Genomic DNA, 15273 nt, shown 5'->3' with positions numbered 1-15273 from the left:
CCCTTTCGTCTCTTGGGGACGGGCGGACGCGGGGCCGGGGGAGGGGAGCGCCGTGTCAGCGGCGGTCCGCGCGGCCCCGCTCGTAACGGCGGGTACGCCGGTAGCCGACGAGCTCGCCGTCGGCGTCGACCTCGACGTCGTACGAGGCCAGCAGGCTCATCGTGTCCGGGACACGGGCCAGTTCGAGGACCTCGACCGACAGGTGCCAGGCACCGTCCTCGTCCCGTTCACAGGAGCTGACCCCTTCGGCCGGCTGCGCCAGCAGCTCCGAGAGCTGCTCCATCGCGGCCCGTATCACCGAGGCGGCCCGCAGGGACCGCGCCGTGCCCGCCTTCTTCTCTTCTCCGTCAGGTGCCTTGGCCATGAGCTCCTCCTGCCGCGTATGTCCGCCCCAACCGGCCTGAAACGGTCCGGGCGTTCACTCCTCGCCCCGGCGGTCGCGCCCCGGCCGTGCGGCGGCGCGGAACCTCCCGCGCTCCTTGGCGGTCAGCCCGCCCCACACGCCGTAGGGCTCGCCGGTGCGCAGGGCGTGGCGCAGGCAGGCCTTCCGTACGGGGCACGTCGCGCACACCTGCTTCGCCTCCTGGTCGCGTTGCTGCCGCTCCCGGGGCGGTTCGTTCCAGGGCCCGTAGAACTGCTCGGACCCCACTTCCCGGCAGGCGGCGTCGGCCTGCCAGGACCAGTGCCGCCGGGCGAGCCCAGGAAGGCGCGAAACGTTCGGCATCGGTTCTCCTTCGGCGTCGGTGTCGTGGACGCGTCTGTTCTCCTTCGCGCGGTTGAAACTCGCCCTCGTCGTGTCGGCGCGCCGGTGCCACGCGGTACGCGTGCGCTGACATGACTCGCCCGGACGTGGAAAGCCGCAGGGTATGACTCGCAACGGAAAGGCGGGCGGCCGCCACGGCCGGCCCGTGGACGCGGACGTGGACGTGCACGTGGAAGCCGAAGTGGGACCGGACGACCGGATCGAGGAACGCGCTCCCGACCGGCTCTCCGAGCTGTCGAAGCGGTCCTGGTGGGCCGTGCTGCGCGGGACCGTCAGGGAGTTCACGAACGACGAGCTGATGGACCGGGCGGCCGCACTGACCTACTACGGGGTGCTGGCGCTGTTCCCGGCCCTCCTGGTCCTGCTGTCCCTGCTCGGCATGGCCGGTGAGTCGGCCACCCAGGAAGTGCTGGACAACCTGCGGAAACTGGCGCCGGGCTCGGCCCGGGACCTGATCAGCGCCGCCGTCGAAGAGCTGCGGGGGCGCAGCGGAGCCGGCTCCCTGCTCGCGGTCGTCGGTCTCCTGGTGGCGGTGTGGTCCGCCTCCGGCTACGTCGGCGCGTTCATCCGCGCGTCGAACGCCGTCTACGACGTGCCGGAGGGCAGGCCGGTGTGGAAGGTCCTGCCGCTGCGCCTCGGTCTGACGGTCACGCTGGTGCTCCTGGCCTCCGCCAGCGGGCTGATCGTCGTCTTCACGGGCGCACTGGCCCGTCAGGCCGGCACCGCGCTGGGGATCGGCGACAGCGCGCTGACGGTGTGGTCGATCGCGAAGTGGCCGGTGCTCGTACTCCTCGTCACGATCATGATCGCGCTCCTGTACTGGGCCGCGCCGAACGCCAAGGGGCGGGGGTTCAAGTGGGTGACTCCCGGCAGCGTCCTGGCCCTGGCGATCTGGATGGCCGCCTCCGCCGGCTTCGCGTTCTACGTCGCGAACTTCGCCTCGTACAACAAGACGTACGGCACCGTCGCCGGCGTGATCGTCTTCCTGGTCTGGCTGTGGATCACCAACCTGGCCGTCCTCCTCGGCCTGGAGTTCGACGCGGAGATCACCCGCCGGCGCGCGATCGCCGGAGGCCTCCCCGAGGACGAAGAGCCCTACGTCCGGCCCCGTGACACACGGGCCTGGACCGACGAGGAACGCCGCCGCATGGAGTGACCTCCCCTGTCTGGGACGGTGCGGGCCGGGCAGGCGCCCCGTATGACCGATTCCGTTGCCAAGGCAGCCAGCAGCTACTACGTCACCGTCCGTGGAGAGCGGTTCACCTGCACAGAGATCTCGGGGCTCGGTCCCCAGGGGGACCTGGGCCTTCCCGGGCAGGAACTCACGCTCACCCTGGACGACTGCGTCCTCACCGACGTGCCCGGCGCGCAGGAGTGGGCCCTCGCGGAGCAGGGCCCGGCCGAGCCCTGCGACGTCACCATCGAGGAGATGGCCGCCGGCTCGCAGACCCCGCTCACCAGGTGGTACCTCCACGACGCCAGGCCGGACGACGTCGCGGACCACAGCACCACGGCCTCCAACCACGAAACACGGATAGGGCGGCTCACCGTCCACGCCACGAAGATCACGCCCGACACGGAGCAGTGAACCCGGGCTGAGCCACCTGGCGGGGGCCGCGCAGTGTCCTGCGCCGCGCGCGCCCCCGCCAGGTGGCGAAAGCCCGCCCCCGAGGGCCGAAAGTCACTCCCGCGCGCGCCGAAGGGCTCGGGCGCGGTCCTGCGCGTATGGATCTCCTCTGAGGGGGCAGGCGCAGCCTCGCGACACCGATACGACCCGACGGAAGGACGGCACCGTGCCCGGACCCCTCGTGGCCATGAACGCAGTCAACACCCACCCCGGCTCCGTCGAGCCGGCCGACCCGCGTACGGGAACGCCGCTGCCCGCGGTCCCGCAGGCGCACCTGGTCCCGCCCGCCGACGCCCGCGAGCTGTCGAAACTGTTCTTCGCGCGGCTGCGGGAGCTGCCGGAAGGCACCGCCGGCCACCAGTACGCCCGCAACACCCTGATCGAGATGAACATGTCGCTGGTCCGTTTCGCCGCGCGCGGCTTCCGCAGCCGTACGGGTGCCGGAGCCGGCGCCGGCGCCGAGATGGAGGACGTCCTGCAGGCTGGGACCATCGGCCTGATCAAGGCGATCGACCGGTTCGACCCCGACCGCGGCGTCGAGTTCTCCACCCTGGCCCTGCCCTACGTCACGGGGGAGATCAAGCGGCACTTCCGGGACACGACCTGGGCCGTACGCGTCCCGCGGCGGCTCCAGGAGCTGCGCATCGAGCTCGCCAGGACGCGGGACGACCTCTCCGCCACGCTCGGCCGGTCACCGACGGTGAAGGAGATCGCCCGGCACCTGCGCCTCGACGAGGAGACCGTCATCGAGGGGCTCGTGGCGGCCAACGGCTACTCCACGGAAACCCTCGACGCCCCCGTCCGGGCGGAGGAGCCGGCCCCGTCGGGCCGGCGGGCCCACGCGCTGCGCGACACGGCGGGGGAGAACGACCCGGCCATGGAGCTCTTCGAGGACCTGCACGCGCTCGGTCCGCTGGTGAAGGAGCTTCCCGAACGAGACCGCACGATCTTGTACCTCCGGTTCGGACAGGAGCTGACACAAGCCGAGATCGGCACGGAACTCGGCATCAGCCAGATGCAGGTCTCGCGGCTCCTGTCGGCCATCCTGACCAGACTGCGGGCCGGCATGCTGGCCGCGTAGTCCCCGCCCGAGCCGGCCGCCCGAACGCGCTTACCAGCTGGTGAGGACCATGACGCCACTGATTCCGCAGGATTCCGACACGCTCAAGCAGCTCGTGCGGCGCGAGGTCACGGCCCTGCGTACGGCCGCGCGCCGGGACGCGGGAGTACGCGTGGACGACGAGGCCGTGCCCGGCCCGCAGTCCGGCGAGCCGGCGCCCGTCTGCGCGTGCGGCGGCCCGGACGGCCCCGGGCACGAGTGCGACGACGATGCCGAGGGCCGCGACCCCTGGGCCTGCGTGTGCGCGACGCTCCCCGCGATCCCCGTCTCGGCCGCGCTGCTGGAACCCGTCCGGGACGAGGAGGGCCGGACCGTCGACTTCCGGGTCAGGGCCGGCAACCAGGTCCGCTCGGCCCAGTGGCTCGACGCCCCGGACCGCCAGATCGGACGGCGGCTGCTGGAGGTCCAGCCCGGAGCGGCGGCCGGCGGGCTGATCGACGCGCTGGCCGGGGTGCTGGCCACGGGCCGTGCCCTGCAGGCCCACTCGGTCGACTACACCGAGCAGCGCAGCGACGGCCTGCACCGTACGCAGCTGCTGTACGACGCGGCGTCCTGCGGGGACAAGGTACTGGCCACGTGGAGACCCGCCCGCAACCGGACGGAGCTGCTCTCCCTCGACGCGCAGTACATCGCGTCCATGGGCTGGGGCACGTGGGACCTCCTGTCCGGGAGCACCATCTGGTCCGAGGGACTGCACGCGATCTTCCGTGCGGAGGCGGGCCGGCCCCTGTCGCTGCTGGAGCTGTGCGACGCGGTGCTCCTCGACGACGTGCCCCGCTTCTCCAGGATGGTGACCCGGCTCCTCGACGGAGAGGAGCCGGGCGGTGAGGAGGTCCGCTTCACCGTGCTCGGGGAGATCCGCACCCTGCACCTGGTGGGCCACCCCGTCATCGCCAGGGACGGGCTGCCGTGGGCCCTGCACCTCATCGCCCGCGATCTGACCGCCCAGGTGCGCAGCCGTCAGCGGCTCGCGGCGACCCGGCGCCAGACCGAACAACTGCGCGAGGAGGCGGCGGCCGAGCGGCACGTGGCCACGGCGCTGCGGGAGGCGCTGCTGCCCGCGCACTCGGCGGAGCTGGCCCAGTTCGGCCTGTCCTTCGCGGCGGCCTACATGCCCGCGGAATCGGAGGCCGTGGGCGGCGACTGGTACAAGTGCCGGCTGCTGCCGGACGGCCGGATCCTGCTCGCCATCGGCGACGCCTGCGGCCACGGCCTCAGCGCGGTGGCCCGGATGGCGCAGCAACGGCACGCACTGGCGGGGCTCGCGCACGCGCCGGGCACCCATGCCGGGCAGCTGACGACCTGGCTCAACGAGCTGCTGTGCGCGGATCCGGCCGCGGAGACGGCGACCGGGATCATCGGCCACCTCGACGCGGAGCGCCGCTACCGCTGGGCGTGCGCGGGCCATCCCGCACCGCTGCTCCTGCGCGACGGCCGGGCGACGGCCCTCGGTACGGACCACCGGGGTCCGCTGTTCGGGCTCCTGCCCGGCCACGAGTACGCGACGGACACCGTCGCGCTGCGGCCGGGTGACCTGCTGCTGCTGTACACCGACGGCATGGTCGAACGGCGCGGGGAGGACATCTCCGAGGGCATCGACGCCCTCCGTTCGGTGCTGCTGTCCTGCGACGGGCTCGATGCGCAGGAGGCCCTCGACCGCATCATGGGCGCCTACACGCCCGAGGACCACGAGGACGACACCTGCCTGGTGGCCATTCGGCTCAACTGACGCGAGCCCCACGGGCCCGGGATGCGCATTCGTACCAGATTGACCGTTTTGCCTCGAAAGTCGAGGGTAGGTGATGCTCCGTCAAGGATCATCCGTCGCCCCACACGGGCGACCCAGCGGAATGGAGACGTAGTGTCCGTCGTCAAGAACGCCCTCCCGGAAGCCGACCTGAAGACCGTCGGCGAAGCGCTGCAGGGCGCTCTGGTGGACCTGGTGGACCTGGCGCTCGTCGCCAAACAGGTGCACTGGAACGTGGTGGGACCCCGGTTCCGGTCCATTCACCTCCAGCTCGACGAGGTGGTCACCTCGGCCCGTGCCCACTCCGACGTCATCGCCGAGCGCGCCGCGGCCCTCGGCATCACGCCGGACGGCCGGGCGGAGACCGTGGCCTCGTCCAGCGCGATCACCGGCGTACCGGAGGGGTGGGTGAAGGACGTGGACGCCGTACGCATCCTCGTCGGAGCCCTCGGCGTGGTGATCTCCCGGATGCGGGAGCGCATCCAGGCCACCGAAACCGCGGACCCCGTCACCCAGGACCTCCTGATCGGACTGACGGGCGAGTTCGAGAAGCACCACTGGATGTTCGCCGCCGAGAACGGCTGACGGGCGGGAGGAGAGCGAGTGATCATGACGCGACCGGGTAGCCGCCGAGAGTGATCACGGTTGGTGTCGAGGAAGAGTACCTGCTGGTGGATCCGGGTGACGGGCTGCCCGCCCCGCTCGTCGAGGCCGTACGCCGAACGGCGGGCCTGGGCCCGCTGGCAGAGCGCGAAGAGGTCCAGGACGAGCTGTTGCAGGCCCAGATCGAGGTGGCCACCCCCGTCTGCTCGGACCTCGAAGAGGTGGGCGGCCACCTCCTGCGCCTGCGCCATGCGCTCGGCTCCGCCGCGGAGGCGAACGGCTGCCGGATCGCGGCCACGGGCGCCGCGCCCCTGCGGGGCGCCCACCCGGTCCCCGTGACCCCTTCGCCGCGCTACCTGCGGATGGAGGGGGAGGCCCGGCAGCTGGTCGACGAGCAGCTGATCAGCGGGATGCACGTCCACGTGGGGGTCCCCGACCGCGGAACGGGGGTCGCCGTGCTGAACCGCATCCGCGGATGGCTGCCGACACTGCTGGCCATGTCCGCCAACTCCCCCCTGTGGGACGGGCAGGACACCGGATTCGCGAGCTGGCGCACGATCGTCTTCGGCCGCTGGCCCGTCAGCGGTCCGCCCCCCTGCTTCGACGGGCCGGCCGACTACGAGCGGCGTCTGGAAGCGCTCGTGGCGTCGGGGGTGATCGCCGACCGAGGGCAGGTGTACTGGCAGGCGCGCCTCTCCGAGCGCTACCCCACCGTGGAGGTGCGGTGCCTGGACGTGCAGCTGGGCGCCGACGAGGCCGTCATGCTCGCCGGCATCGTACGGGCGCTGGTCGCCACGGCGATCGCCGACGAGAAGGCGGGCCGCCCCACGCCCCGGCCGGAGCCGGAGCTGCTCCAGGCCGGGAACTGGCACGCGGCCCGGCACGGGCTCAACACCACCCTCGTGGACCCGGAGGGCCGCCCCCGCAGCAGTGGCGACGTCCTGTGCTCGCTCCTGGGCCACATCACCCCCGCCCTGGAGGACGCCGGTGATCTCCGCCAGGTGAGCGCCCTCGTGCACCGGCTCCTCCGGGACGGCACACCGGCCGACCGTCAGCGCCGGGCCCTGAGCGAGGACGGCCTGCCGGGACTCCTCGGTCTGATCACCGGCACGGCCCCGTCCGACTGAGCCGGACCGGCCCCACGCGCCGCGCCTGAGCCGGCCCGCTCAGACCCCCGCGACCTTGGCGCTCGCGGTCAGCTCGTAGACCAGCGTGACCGTACGGCGGCCCCCGGGCGGGAGGGCGACGGCCCAGTGGACGATCCCCTCGGCGTCGACCCCGTCCGGCGCCGGAGAGCAGGCCTCCTTGCGCAGGCGCACCTCCACCGCCGAGACCTCGGAGACCGGGATCCGCTCCCGCAGGACGACGACCCGTTCGCCGAGCTCGCCGGGTGCGGAGAACCGGGACACGTGCAGCCGGATCGTGCGGGTGATCACCTTCCGCTGCGTGATTCCGGCGGAATCACGGGACTCCTCGGCCTGCCGGACCACCCGGTGGTCGTCGCGGCTGCCGAAGGCGAGCTCCACGCCGGCCCCGGGGGCGGTGAAGTCCAGGGTGCCGCGGCCACTGAACCCGCCGCCGCGGACCAGGTCGACGGGGCCGGCGAGCAGCGCGTGCCCGGACCGGTTGTCGAACCGCACCACCTGGGTGACCAGCGGCGACAGTTCGGGTGAACAGGCGTACTCGCTGATCGCGGGCCCGGTGAACACGGAGACCGGCACCCGGTGGGCGCGGCCGTCCGCGGGCACGGAGACCGGCGCGGGGCAGCTCAGCACGCGCGCCTCACCGCCGTCGTCCACCCCCGGCAGGCCGAGCACCCGGGCCGGACCGAGGTGTCCGATCTCCTCCTCGCGCAGCTCGATGTCGACCGTGCGGCGCTCCGCGGCGGTGCGGTCCTGGAGCGTCAGCCGGTCCTCGGTCAGCCGCGGCGGCTCCGTGGCCGACGCGGACCGGGCCGTCGACAGCGTCAGCCGTACGTCCGACCAGTCCTCGCCCGTACGCTGCCAGACCATCGCGTCGGTCTCCAGCGTCAGGCTGTCCCCGTCGAGTCCGGCCCGGTAGGCCGGCCGCCACAGCGCGCACGGGGTGAGGTGGGTCAGCCGCAGCCGGGCCGGACCGGCCGCCGAGGCGTCCACGGTCAGCTCGATGTGGCCGACCAGCTCGGCCGGTTCCCCCTCGGCGAGGGCCATGGCCCGCCGGACCTCCCCGAGTTCGGCGTCGAGCGCGGTCAGCCGGGCCTCCACGGTGCGCAGTTGCTCTGCGTGGGACGCGCGCTCGGCATCCAGCCGGTCCAGTTCGCGCGCCCACCGGGGCCCGTCGGCCTCCCCGCGGCCGGCCCCCTCGCCGATCTCGCGCAGCAGATCGGCGGCGAGGTGGGCGAGCAGGTCGAGGCGCGTGTGCAGCCGGTCGCGGCGCTGCTGCCGGGCGGTCCGCTCCTCTTCCAGGGCGTGCACGCGCCGGCGGAGGGCGGAGTCGTCCTCGGGGGACGGCACCGGCCCGCGCGGCTCCCAGGTTCGGACGATCCGTACGTCGAGCACGGTCGCGGGGTGCTCTGCGGTCAGCTCGGCGTGAAGGGTGCGGTCGACCGCCAGCGCGGTCACCGGACCGAGACGCAGGCGCTGGACGCCGGTCCCGAGGTCGAGCACGGTGCTGCGCTCGACGTGGGCGCGGTCCTCCATGCAGGTGACGGCGGTGACGGGGAGGGCGATCGGCTGCGGGGCCGTGGACATGGCGGTGTCAGCTCCTGCGGTTGCCGCCGGCCAGCCCCTTGGCGGCCGGGAAGCGGATCTCGTAACGGCCGTCGAGGGCGACGGTGCCGCCGCCGGGGAGGTCCACCCGCCAGAGCCGGGTGCCGGGTGCGTGGTGCTCGATGCCCTCCGCAGGCGCCGTCCAGTCGGCCGACTCCTCGATCCGGACGTCCGGTTCGCCGGTGACCGGCACCCGCTCGCGGACCTCGACGGTGACGGGGCCGGCGAGCCGGTTGGCCAGCTCCACGTGGACGCGGTGGTCGAGCACGGTGGTGCTGCCCCGCAGGCCCGATGTCGACTCGCGCAGGTTCGTGCGGCGGGTGACGCGGATGCCCTCGGCGGGCCCGAGCCCCACCCGGCGGGTACCGCCGGGAGCGAGCGTGGGCAGTGCGGCGGTCAGCAGGAAGTCGTCGTCGACGGTGACTTCCACCGGGCCGGCCAGCAGGGCCTGGCCGGTGGAGTTGGAGAGCACCAGCGTCGAGTAGACGGTCTCTTCCACGGACGGCACGCACAGGTATTCGGTGCGCAGACCGACCGGGATCTCGCCGATGGTGACGGTGTGCCAGGTGCCGTCCGACGGAATGTCGGCTCTGGCGGCGGCGTCGAAACGGTGGTCGAAGGAGCCCGCCGACTCCCGCGGCCGTACGGCGTGTCCGGGCAGCGGGAGCGCGGCCACCGCTTCGGCGCGGCGCCGGCACTCGGCCGCCACCGGGTCGGCGGGGGAGTCGGGGAACAGCCTGCCCCTACGCGGGGACGGCTCGTCGGGGCCGCTCAGGACGAGGGCGGCGTAGTCGAGTTCGGCACCGCTCGGCCGCGGCGGACCGGCCGCCGGGGCCGGGGCCGGAGGGGCTGCCGGTGAGGGAGGCGGTGCGGACCGGCCGGGGGCCGCGGGGGCGGGAGGTGCCATGGGAGCGGGCGCTGGGGCTCCCGCGAAGGGGCCGCCGGCCCCCGATCGCGGCACGGCCCGCCGTACCGGATCGGGTGTGCCGGCGAAGGCCTGCGGCGCGCCGTAGCTCTGTGCGGCCGGTACCGGTACCGGTGTCGCAGGGGGCGGGGGTGGCGGCGGCAGCGCGCCGGACGTGCCGCCGGCCGCCTCGTAGCCGGCGAACAGGTCCCCGAGCCCCGCCGGCGGCTCGCGCCAGCCGGCCGGCGCCGGGGCGGCCTGACGGCGCCCGATCCGAACCGAGCGCAGCCTCGGCAGGTCGGTGCGGCGGCGGAGGTCCGCGGTGGCCAGGGCCAGGCGCACGCCGGTCCAGTCCTCGCCCGTGCGCTGGGCGACCGAGGCGCGCATCACCAGACGGCCGGCGCCGTCGCCCTGACGGTGGGTGAGACGGTAGCCGGGCACCCAGAGCGCGCCCGGCACCCCGTACTCCACCTCGACCTCCACCTCGGTCTCCGACCCGGCGTCACCGGCCCCCTCGAAGGTCAGGACCGCGCAGACCGTGGTCTCCACATGCGCCGACGGAACGTCGGAGGAAGCGCGGGCGAGCCTGTCGGTGGCGAGCGTGAGCTCGTGCCCCGCGCGCAGCAGCGCCTCCTCCAACTCGACGAGGCGGGCGTGCAGTCCCGCCAGCCGCTCGTCGACGAAGTCGGCGAGTTCCAGCCAGGCGTCGACCGGGGTCCGGCGGTGCGGGTCGTCCCGCCTGCGGGGCGGCGGCACCGGGCGCAGTCCCCTGACCTCCTCGATCAGGCCGAGTTGCCGGTCCCTGCCCGCCTGCGCCGCCGCGTACGCATCGCGCAGCCGCTCGACCTCGCGCCGCATCCCGTCGGGGGCGGTGGCCGCGTCGACCGGCTCGGCCTCGATCTCCAGGCGGGCCTCGGTAACGCGCACCCCGGGAGCCCGCAGGACGGTGGCCCGCAGCGAGCCCGGGTCGAGCGAGCGGGGCAGTCCCGTCACCCGCACCCGCCCGTCCGCCGGGACGAAGCCCCGCGCCACACGGCGGCAGAGCGCCCCCTGCGCGTACACCACGACCGCATCGAGGGTCGAGCCCCACCTGTGTGCTGTCCCAGCCGTCATGCGCACTGCCCCCCACCACGTCCGTACTGAGCGAAGCCTACGCCCGCGGCATGCCCGGCGGGCCACGGCCCGGGGAACCCGTCGGAGCCTCTCGTACCGACCGGTAATTCCAGCCATTCTCTCGCTGCCCCTGACATGCTCCTGACACTTCGAGACGGCTGTGGGATCCTCCGGGCACGCACTCCGCACCCTCTGAGAGGCCCAGCGCCTCGCCCCACCCCCCCCACCAGTACGTGGCATGGAGGAGCGAATCATGAGGCACATCCCGCACAGCCCCCGCACGCGTCACTTACGCCTCGCCGGGATCGCACCGCTGGTCGTCGCGGCGGCCTTGATCGGTACCGGCACCGCCCACGCGCACGCCCCGGCCGCCGACCTGAAGGCCGACGGCGTGATCGTGGTCGCCGGCAGCAGCTGCAGCTGGACCAACGCCGGCACCAGCGCCGCCGCCCCGAACGCCCTCACCATCGACCGCACCACGATCAACGCGCCGGGAGGCAATCTGGCCTGTGGGGGCGGCATCGCAGCCACCCTCAACAACAACCCGGCCTTCACCTTCGACGACGCCGCCGGCACGGCGCGGACCGATCAGATCGACATCACCGGCAGGCAGAGCTTCATCTCCTGCCGCTACAAGGCGACGAACATCGTGTGGGACCGCGACGGCACCAGCCGGAAGTACATCAACCGGGCCTTCACGGCCGCCAAGACCTCGGGCAGCTTCCTGTGCCCGGGCTCGGTCACCACCCCGGCCGGGGACGCCTCCGTCCTGTTCCGCTGAGCCCCCGGCCCCCGGCCGCCGCCCGGACGGCGCGCCGCAACCAGCGGCCCGGCCTGCTGCGGGCGGCCGGGGGTCGTCTAGCCTCATCTCCTCGAAGGGGGTGGGATGGAACAGCTCGTGTTCGAGTCCATCGGGTACTCGGCCGGGTGCCAGGACTGCGGTGCGGAGTTGGAGTGCCGGGGTGTCCAAGCCCTGGTGAACCGCTCCTTGCGGTGGGACACGGAGTCCAGCTGCCAGGCCTGCGGCTTCGCACTGGCTGCGTGCGGTGGCGACCTGCCGGCCGAGCTGCGGGAGCGCATGCTCGCCGAGCGCGGGCCGGCGCGCCTCCAGGTGGATCCATCGGCGCCCAACGCTGCGATCATGCGCGTTCTGCGCGCGGCGCTCGGCATCGGTCTGGCCGACGTCAAGCCCGTGCTGAGCGCGGTCGTGGCGGGAGCCCACTCGGGCACGATGCCCGAGATGGAGTTCCTGGCGCGCGAGCTGCGCGCGTACGGGATCGATGCGGTCGCCGCGCGGCCGTAACGGGCGCCGGCCGGCGCCGGAAGGGCCGCCTCAGCGGTGTTTGGTGGACAGGAAGTCCCGGAACACGCGTGCCGAGCGCGGGTTCTGGTTGCACTGCCATACGCCGTGCGGGCAGTAGTCGGTGATGCTGTGGTAAAGCGGTTCGTGGTCGGCGATCCATGCCAGCATGTTCCGCATGTACTCGGGGTTGTCGCCGTTGCGGAACAGACCCCACTCGGGGTACGAGATCGGCTTGCCGTGCGCATGCGCGAAGTCGACCTGCTGCTGGAGCCCGTAGGGCTGGGTGACCTGATCGTCGAAGGTGTCGCCGGGCGGCTGGTCGTAGGAGTCCATGCCGATGACGTCGACCACGTCGTCGCCGGGGTAGCACTCGGTCCAGGGGATCGCGTCGATGCCGCGGTTGGGGGCGAAGTCGAAGCGGAACTGCTGGCCCTCCACCGAGCGCATGGCGTCCACGATGCGCCGCCAGTACGCCTTCCAGCTCTCGGGGTCGGGCCGGCACCGGTGGGTGTAGTTGAAGCCGTTCATCTCCCAGCCCAGCACGATCACCGTGTCCGGCACCCCGATGCCGACCAGCCGCTCGGCCAGCCGCCGGAAGTGGTGGTCGTACTCGCCCTGCGCGCCCGAGCGGAGCAGGTCGGCGACCCGGCCGTCGGGAACGCCGGCCTCGTTGCCCTCCAGCATCGGCACGTTCAGGACGAACAGCCGATCGGGTCGCGCGTTGCGCCACTGTGCCCAGCTGCGCAGGGTGTCGGGCCCCTCGATGTTCGCCCAGGTGTCGCCGGGCAGGTAGGTGTGCCCGGCGCGCAGCTCGGTGCCGCCGAGCCAGCGCGAGAGTCCCTGCATCCTCTCGATGCCGGGCGTGTCGTAGTGGAGGTAGGCGCCCACTGCGATCTCGGCCCCGGTGTTTCGGCCGGAACCTTCCTGGGGCGGCGTGGCGACGGCGCCCCCGGTGAGAAGCAGGCCGGTAGCGGCCAAAGTTGCGCAGGCGCCCGCCAGCCAGCGGCCCCGATGGGACATGACACCTCCACAAGCTCTCCGAACCGATGTGTCTGGCAGTGACGGTAGACATCTCATCCGACTCGCGGCCTGCCCGGGGCCCCCATACTGGGCCATTCGCGGCCACCGGCCGCCTTTCTTGACCCGACCAGGTGAATTCCGAGCCGACACGCCCCCCGGTGCTTGGCGGACGTGCTGGGCGGAGGCTCTGGACGGCTGCCGGGGCGTTGCGGAGGTGGGGCGCCGGGCGAAGACGCTCAGGCCGGGATGAGTGCGTCCCACTCATCGCGGGTCGGGCCGTCGTGCCCGGGAGTGAAGTCCGGGTGGGCGGCCAGCCAGGCGGTGACGTGCCGGTCCACCTCTTCGGTGCCGTAGGCGTCGTCGGCCGGCCGCACGAGATGGCGTACCTGGGCCCGGGCCCGCATGACGACGGGATCGTCGAAGGCACAGGCGGCCAGGGCGGCGGCCCGTCCGTCCGCGGGCGGCGAGCACTCCGCGAGGCGTTGGGAGTTGGCGCGGTCGGCCGCCACCTGCGCGTCGAACCACGGGCGGAGGGTCTGGGCCGTCCAGGTGTGGTAGCCGCCGGGGTCCGCGGTGATCTCGTCGACGTGGGCCGCGAGGTGCTGGGCGGTCCGCAGGGCGAGGGACGCGCCGTGGCCCGAGGTGGGGTTGGTGTGGATGAGGCTGTCCCCGGCGTTGACCAGACCGGTGACGATGGGTCCGTCGTCGTCGGCGAGGGCGGTCCAGCGGTTGTCCAGGCCGGCCATGGCCAGCACCGCCGACTGAGGTTCGGGGGCGAGGTCGAGCCAGGCGGCGCTGGCGGGGAACCGGCGGGCGGCGGCCTCGAACACGGCGGGGTCGGTGAGCGCGCCGCGGGTCGGGTCACCCGTGGAGAGCACCAGGTGCACCGCGAAGGTGTCGTTGTCGGAGGGGAAGACGCCGGCGAGCGCGTACGGTGCGGCCGAGCCGGGCTTCACCCGCCCGGGGTCACGCGGGCCGTCGGCACGCAGGCGGTACCAGCGGCACAGGTAGGCGAGCCCGGTGCGGTGGTTGGCGACGACGGGCGGGCGGCAGCCGGCCGCGACCAGCCACGCGGGAACCGGCGAGCGACGACCGGCCGCATCGACGACGAGGTCCGCCCGGTGCGTCTCGGCGCCCACGTGCACACCGGTGACGCGGGCTGGGCGGGGGCCCGTCCCGAGGACGAGGCCGCTCACCGGACGGCCCGACCGCACCTCGACGGTGCGTTCCCGCCGTACGGCCGCGGCCAAGGCGGCCTCCAGCACTATGCGGCGGGTGCGCAGGGTCACCAGTTCGTCGTCCCCGGCCCGATGCGGCGGATGCTGACCGAACCAGTCGAACTCGTGGTACTCCCGGGCGCCGCGTGCCAGCAGGTCCTCGTAGACGTCGGGGGTCTCGGTGCGCAACACGGTGCGCACGGGCGCGAGGAGCGAGTGGGGCTGGATCGCCTGCGGGACGCGGGGCCTGTCCCAGTGGAAGAAGTCCCGGTTCAGGTCCTCTCCGGCCTGCCGGGCGTCCTGCTCGAACAAGGTGACCGTGTGGCCCCGTCTGCCGAGCATGAGCGCTGCCGCCAGCCCGCTGATACCCCCGCCGATCACTGCAACCCGCGCCACTGAGCTCCCCTTCGCGTCGTGTTGCGGAGTGAGCCTACTGCTCGGTGATCTTCGATCGAGAACCGCAGAGCACGCCCCGCGGAGTGACCTGCCTCACAGTGCGTCACAGCGGTCGGGGGCGCGGTGTCTTGTGGCCGAACCCCTTGAAACGGAGGAGAGACCATGACCGAGACCACTGAGGTCGTTGTGATCGGTGGCGGTTACGCCGGTGTGATGGCGGCGAACCGGCTGACGCTGCGCGGGGATGTGCGGGTGACGCTGGTCAACCCGCGTGCGTCGTTCGTGCACCGGATCCGGCTGCACCAGCTGGTGGGCGGGACGGACGGTGCGGTCGTCGAGTACCGGGAGGTGCTGGGCGAGGGCGTGCGGCTGGTGGTGGACACCGTGGCCCGGATCGATGCGGCCGGGCGGGCCGTGGAGCTGGAGTCGGGTGGCACGGTCGGCTACGACTACCTCGTCTACGCGGTGGGCAGTGGCAGCGCGGACCCGAGCGTGCCGGGAGCGGCCCGGTACGCGTACCCGATCGGCACGTTCGAGGAGGCGCAGCGGCTGCGGCCGGTTCTGGAGGCCGTGCCGGCGACGGCGGCGGTGACGGTGGTGGGTGCCGGGCCGACGGGTATCGAGACCGCGGCCGAGCTGGCGGAGCAGGGCCGGCGGGTGACGCTGGTGTGCGGCGGGGTCCTGGGCCCGTACCTGCACCCGCGCGGCCGGCG

General features: G+C 73.4%; 14 protein-coding genes and 1 pseudogene. 9 read left to right on the top strand and 6 right to left on the bottom strand.

Annotation, left to right across the window (positions count from 1 at the left end; all coding sequences use genetic code 11):
• Positions 1 to 55: 55 nt before the first annotated feature.
• Both gvpO and ACFTXQ_RS07535 read right to left on the bottom strand, forming a co-directional pair.
• Positions 56 to 364: a gas vesicle protein GvpO gene (gene gvpO / locus ACFTXQ_RS07540; RefSeq protein ID WP_382636802.1), complete on the bottom strand. Its 309-nt coding sequence runs from the start codon at positions 362 to 364 to the stop codon at positions 56 to 58.
• 54 nt (positions 365 to 418) lie between these two features.
• Positions 419 to 724, bottom strand: a complete 306-nt coding sequence (locus ACFTXQ_RS07535; protein WP_382636800.1) for a WhiB family transcriptional regulator — start codon at positions 722 to 724, stop codon at positions 419 to 421.
• Between the two features lie 142 nt (positions 725 to 866).
• On the opposite strand from ACFTXQ_RS07535, the gene ACFTXQ_RS07530 reads away from it, so the two are divergent.
• The 6 genes from ACFTXQ_RS07530 (at position 867) to ACFTXQ_RS07505 (ending at position 6987) form a co-directional block, all read left to right on the top strand.
• Complete coding sequence (locus tag ACFTXQ_RS07530; protein WP_382636798.1) at positions 867 to 1919, top strand: YihY/virulence factor BrkB family protein; 1053 nt, start codon at positions 867 to 869, stop codon at positions 1917 to 1919.
• Positions 1920 to 1961: 42 nt separating this feature from the next.
• Complete coding sequence (locus ACFTXQ_RS07525; protein ID WP_382636796.1) at positions 1962 to 2351, top strand: hypothetical protein; 390 nt, start codon at positions 1962 to 1964, stop codon at positions 2349 to 2351.
• 226 nt (positions 2352 to 2577) lie between these two features.
• On the top strand, positions 2578 to 3471 hold the full coding sequence (locus ACFTXQ_RS07520) for a SigB/SigF/SigG family RNA polymerase sigma factor (RefSeq protein ID WP_382636794.1): 894 nt from the start codon (positions 2578 to 2580) through the stop codon (positions 3469 to 3471).
• Positions 3472 to 3520: 49 nt separating this feature from the next.
• Positions 3521 to 5239: a PP2C family protein-serine/threonine phosphatase gene (locus ACFTXQ_RS07515; protein WP_382636792.1), complete on the top strand. Its 1719-nt coding sequence runs from the start codon at positions 3521 to 3523 to the stop codon at positions 5237 to 5239.
• A gap of 132 nt (positions 5240 to 5371) precedes the next feature.
• Positions 5372 to 5842, top strand: a complete 471-nt coding sequence (locus tag ACFTXQ_RS07510; RefSeq protein ID WP_382636790.1) for a Dps family protein — start codon at positions 5372 to 5374, stop codon at positions 5840 to 5842.
• Positions 5843 to 5892: 50 nt separating this feature from the next.
• Positions 5893 to 6987, top strand: coding sequence for a glutamate--cysteine ligase (locus ACFTXQ_RS07505; RefSeq protein ID WP_382636788.1), 1095 nt, complete (start codon positions 5893 to 5895; stop codon positions 6985 to 6987).
• Between the two features lie 39 nt (positions 6988 to 7026).
• On the opposite strand, the gene ACFTXQ_RS07500 is transcribed toward ACFTXQ_RS07505, so the two are convergent.
• Together ACFTXQ_RS07500 and ACFTXQ_RS07495 are read right to left on the bottom strand one after the other, a co-directional pair.
• Complete coding sequence (locus ACFTXQ_RS07500) at positions 7027 to 8589, bottom strand: mucoidy inhibitor MuiA family protein (RefSeq protein ID WP_382636786.1); 1563 nt, start codon at positions 8587 to 8589, stop codon at positions 7027 to 7029.
• 7 nt (positions 8590 to 8596) lie between these two features.
• Positions 8597 to 10624 carry a DUF4139 domain-containing protein gene (locus ACFTXQ_RS07495; RefSeq protein ID WP_382636784.1) on the bottom strand — a complete coding sequence of 676 codons (2028 nt, stop codon included), beginning with the start codon at positions 10622 to 10624 and terminating at the stop codon, positions 8597 to 8599.
• Between the two features lie 253 nt (positions 10625 to 10877).
• Between ACFTXQ_RS07495 and ACFTXQ_RS07490 the strand changes: the two genes are divergently transcribed.
• Positions 10878 to 11405 carry a hypothetical protein gene (locus tag ACFTXQ_RS07490; protein ID WP_382636782.1) on the top strand — a complete coding sequence of 176 codons (528 nt, stop codon included), beginning with the start codon at positions 10878 to 10880 and terminating at the stop codon, positions 11403 to 11405.
• Between the two features lie 105 nt (positions 11406 to 11510).
• A complete protein-coding gene (locus ACFTXQ_RS07485) occupies positions 11511 to 11927 on the top strand; it encodes a hypothetical protein (RefSeq protein ID WP_382636780.1) in 417 nt (138 codons plus the stop codon).
• On the opposite strand, the pseudogene ACFTXQ_RS07480 reads toward ACFTXQ_RS07485, so the two are convergent.
• Positions 11809 to 12947: pseudogene (locus ACFTXQ_RS07480) on the bottom strand (glycoside hydrolase family 26 protein). The gene ACFTXQ_RS07485 and the pseudogene ACFTXQ_RS07480 overlap by 119 nt on opposite strands.
• 236 nt (positions 12948 to 13183) lie before the next feature.
• Positions 13184 to 14560 (bottom strand): FAD-dependent oxidoreductase, encoded by a 1377-nt coding sequence (locus ACFTXQ_RS07475; RefSeq protein WP_382636778.1) that lies wholly within the window; start codon positions 14558 to 14560, stop codon positions 13184 to 13186.
• Between the two features lie 162 nt (positions 14561 to 14722).
• On the opposite strand from ACFTXQ_RS07475, the gene ACFTXQ_RS07470 reads away from it, so the two are divergent.
• The coding region (locus ACFTXQ_RS07470; protein ID WP_382636776.1) for an NAD(P)/FAD-dependent oxidoreductase at positions 14723 to 15273 on the top strand (551 nt) is incomplete at its 3' end.

It is taken from the genome of Streptomyces sp. NPDC057010 (genome assembly GCF_042673805.1).
Classification (GTDB): Bacteria; Actinomycetota; Actinomycetes; order Streptomycetales; family Streptomycetaceae; genus Streptomyces.
Note: the sequence above shows the minus strand (reverse complement) of the source record. Positions and strands in the feature narration are given on the sequence as shown.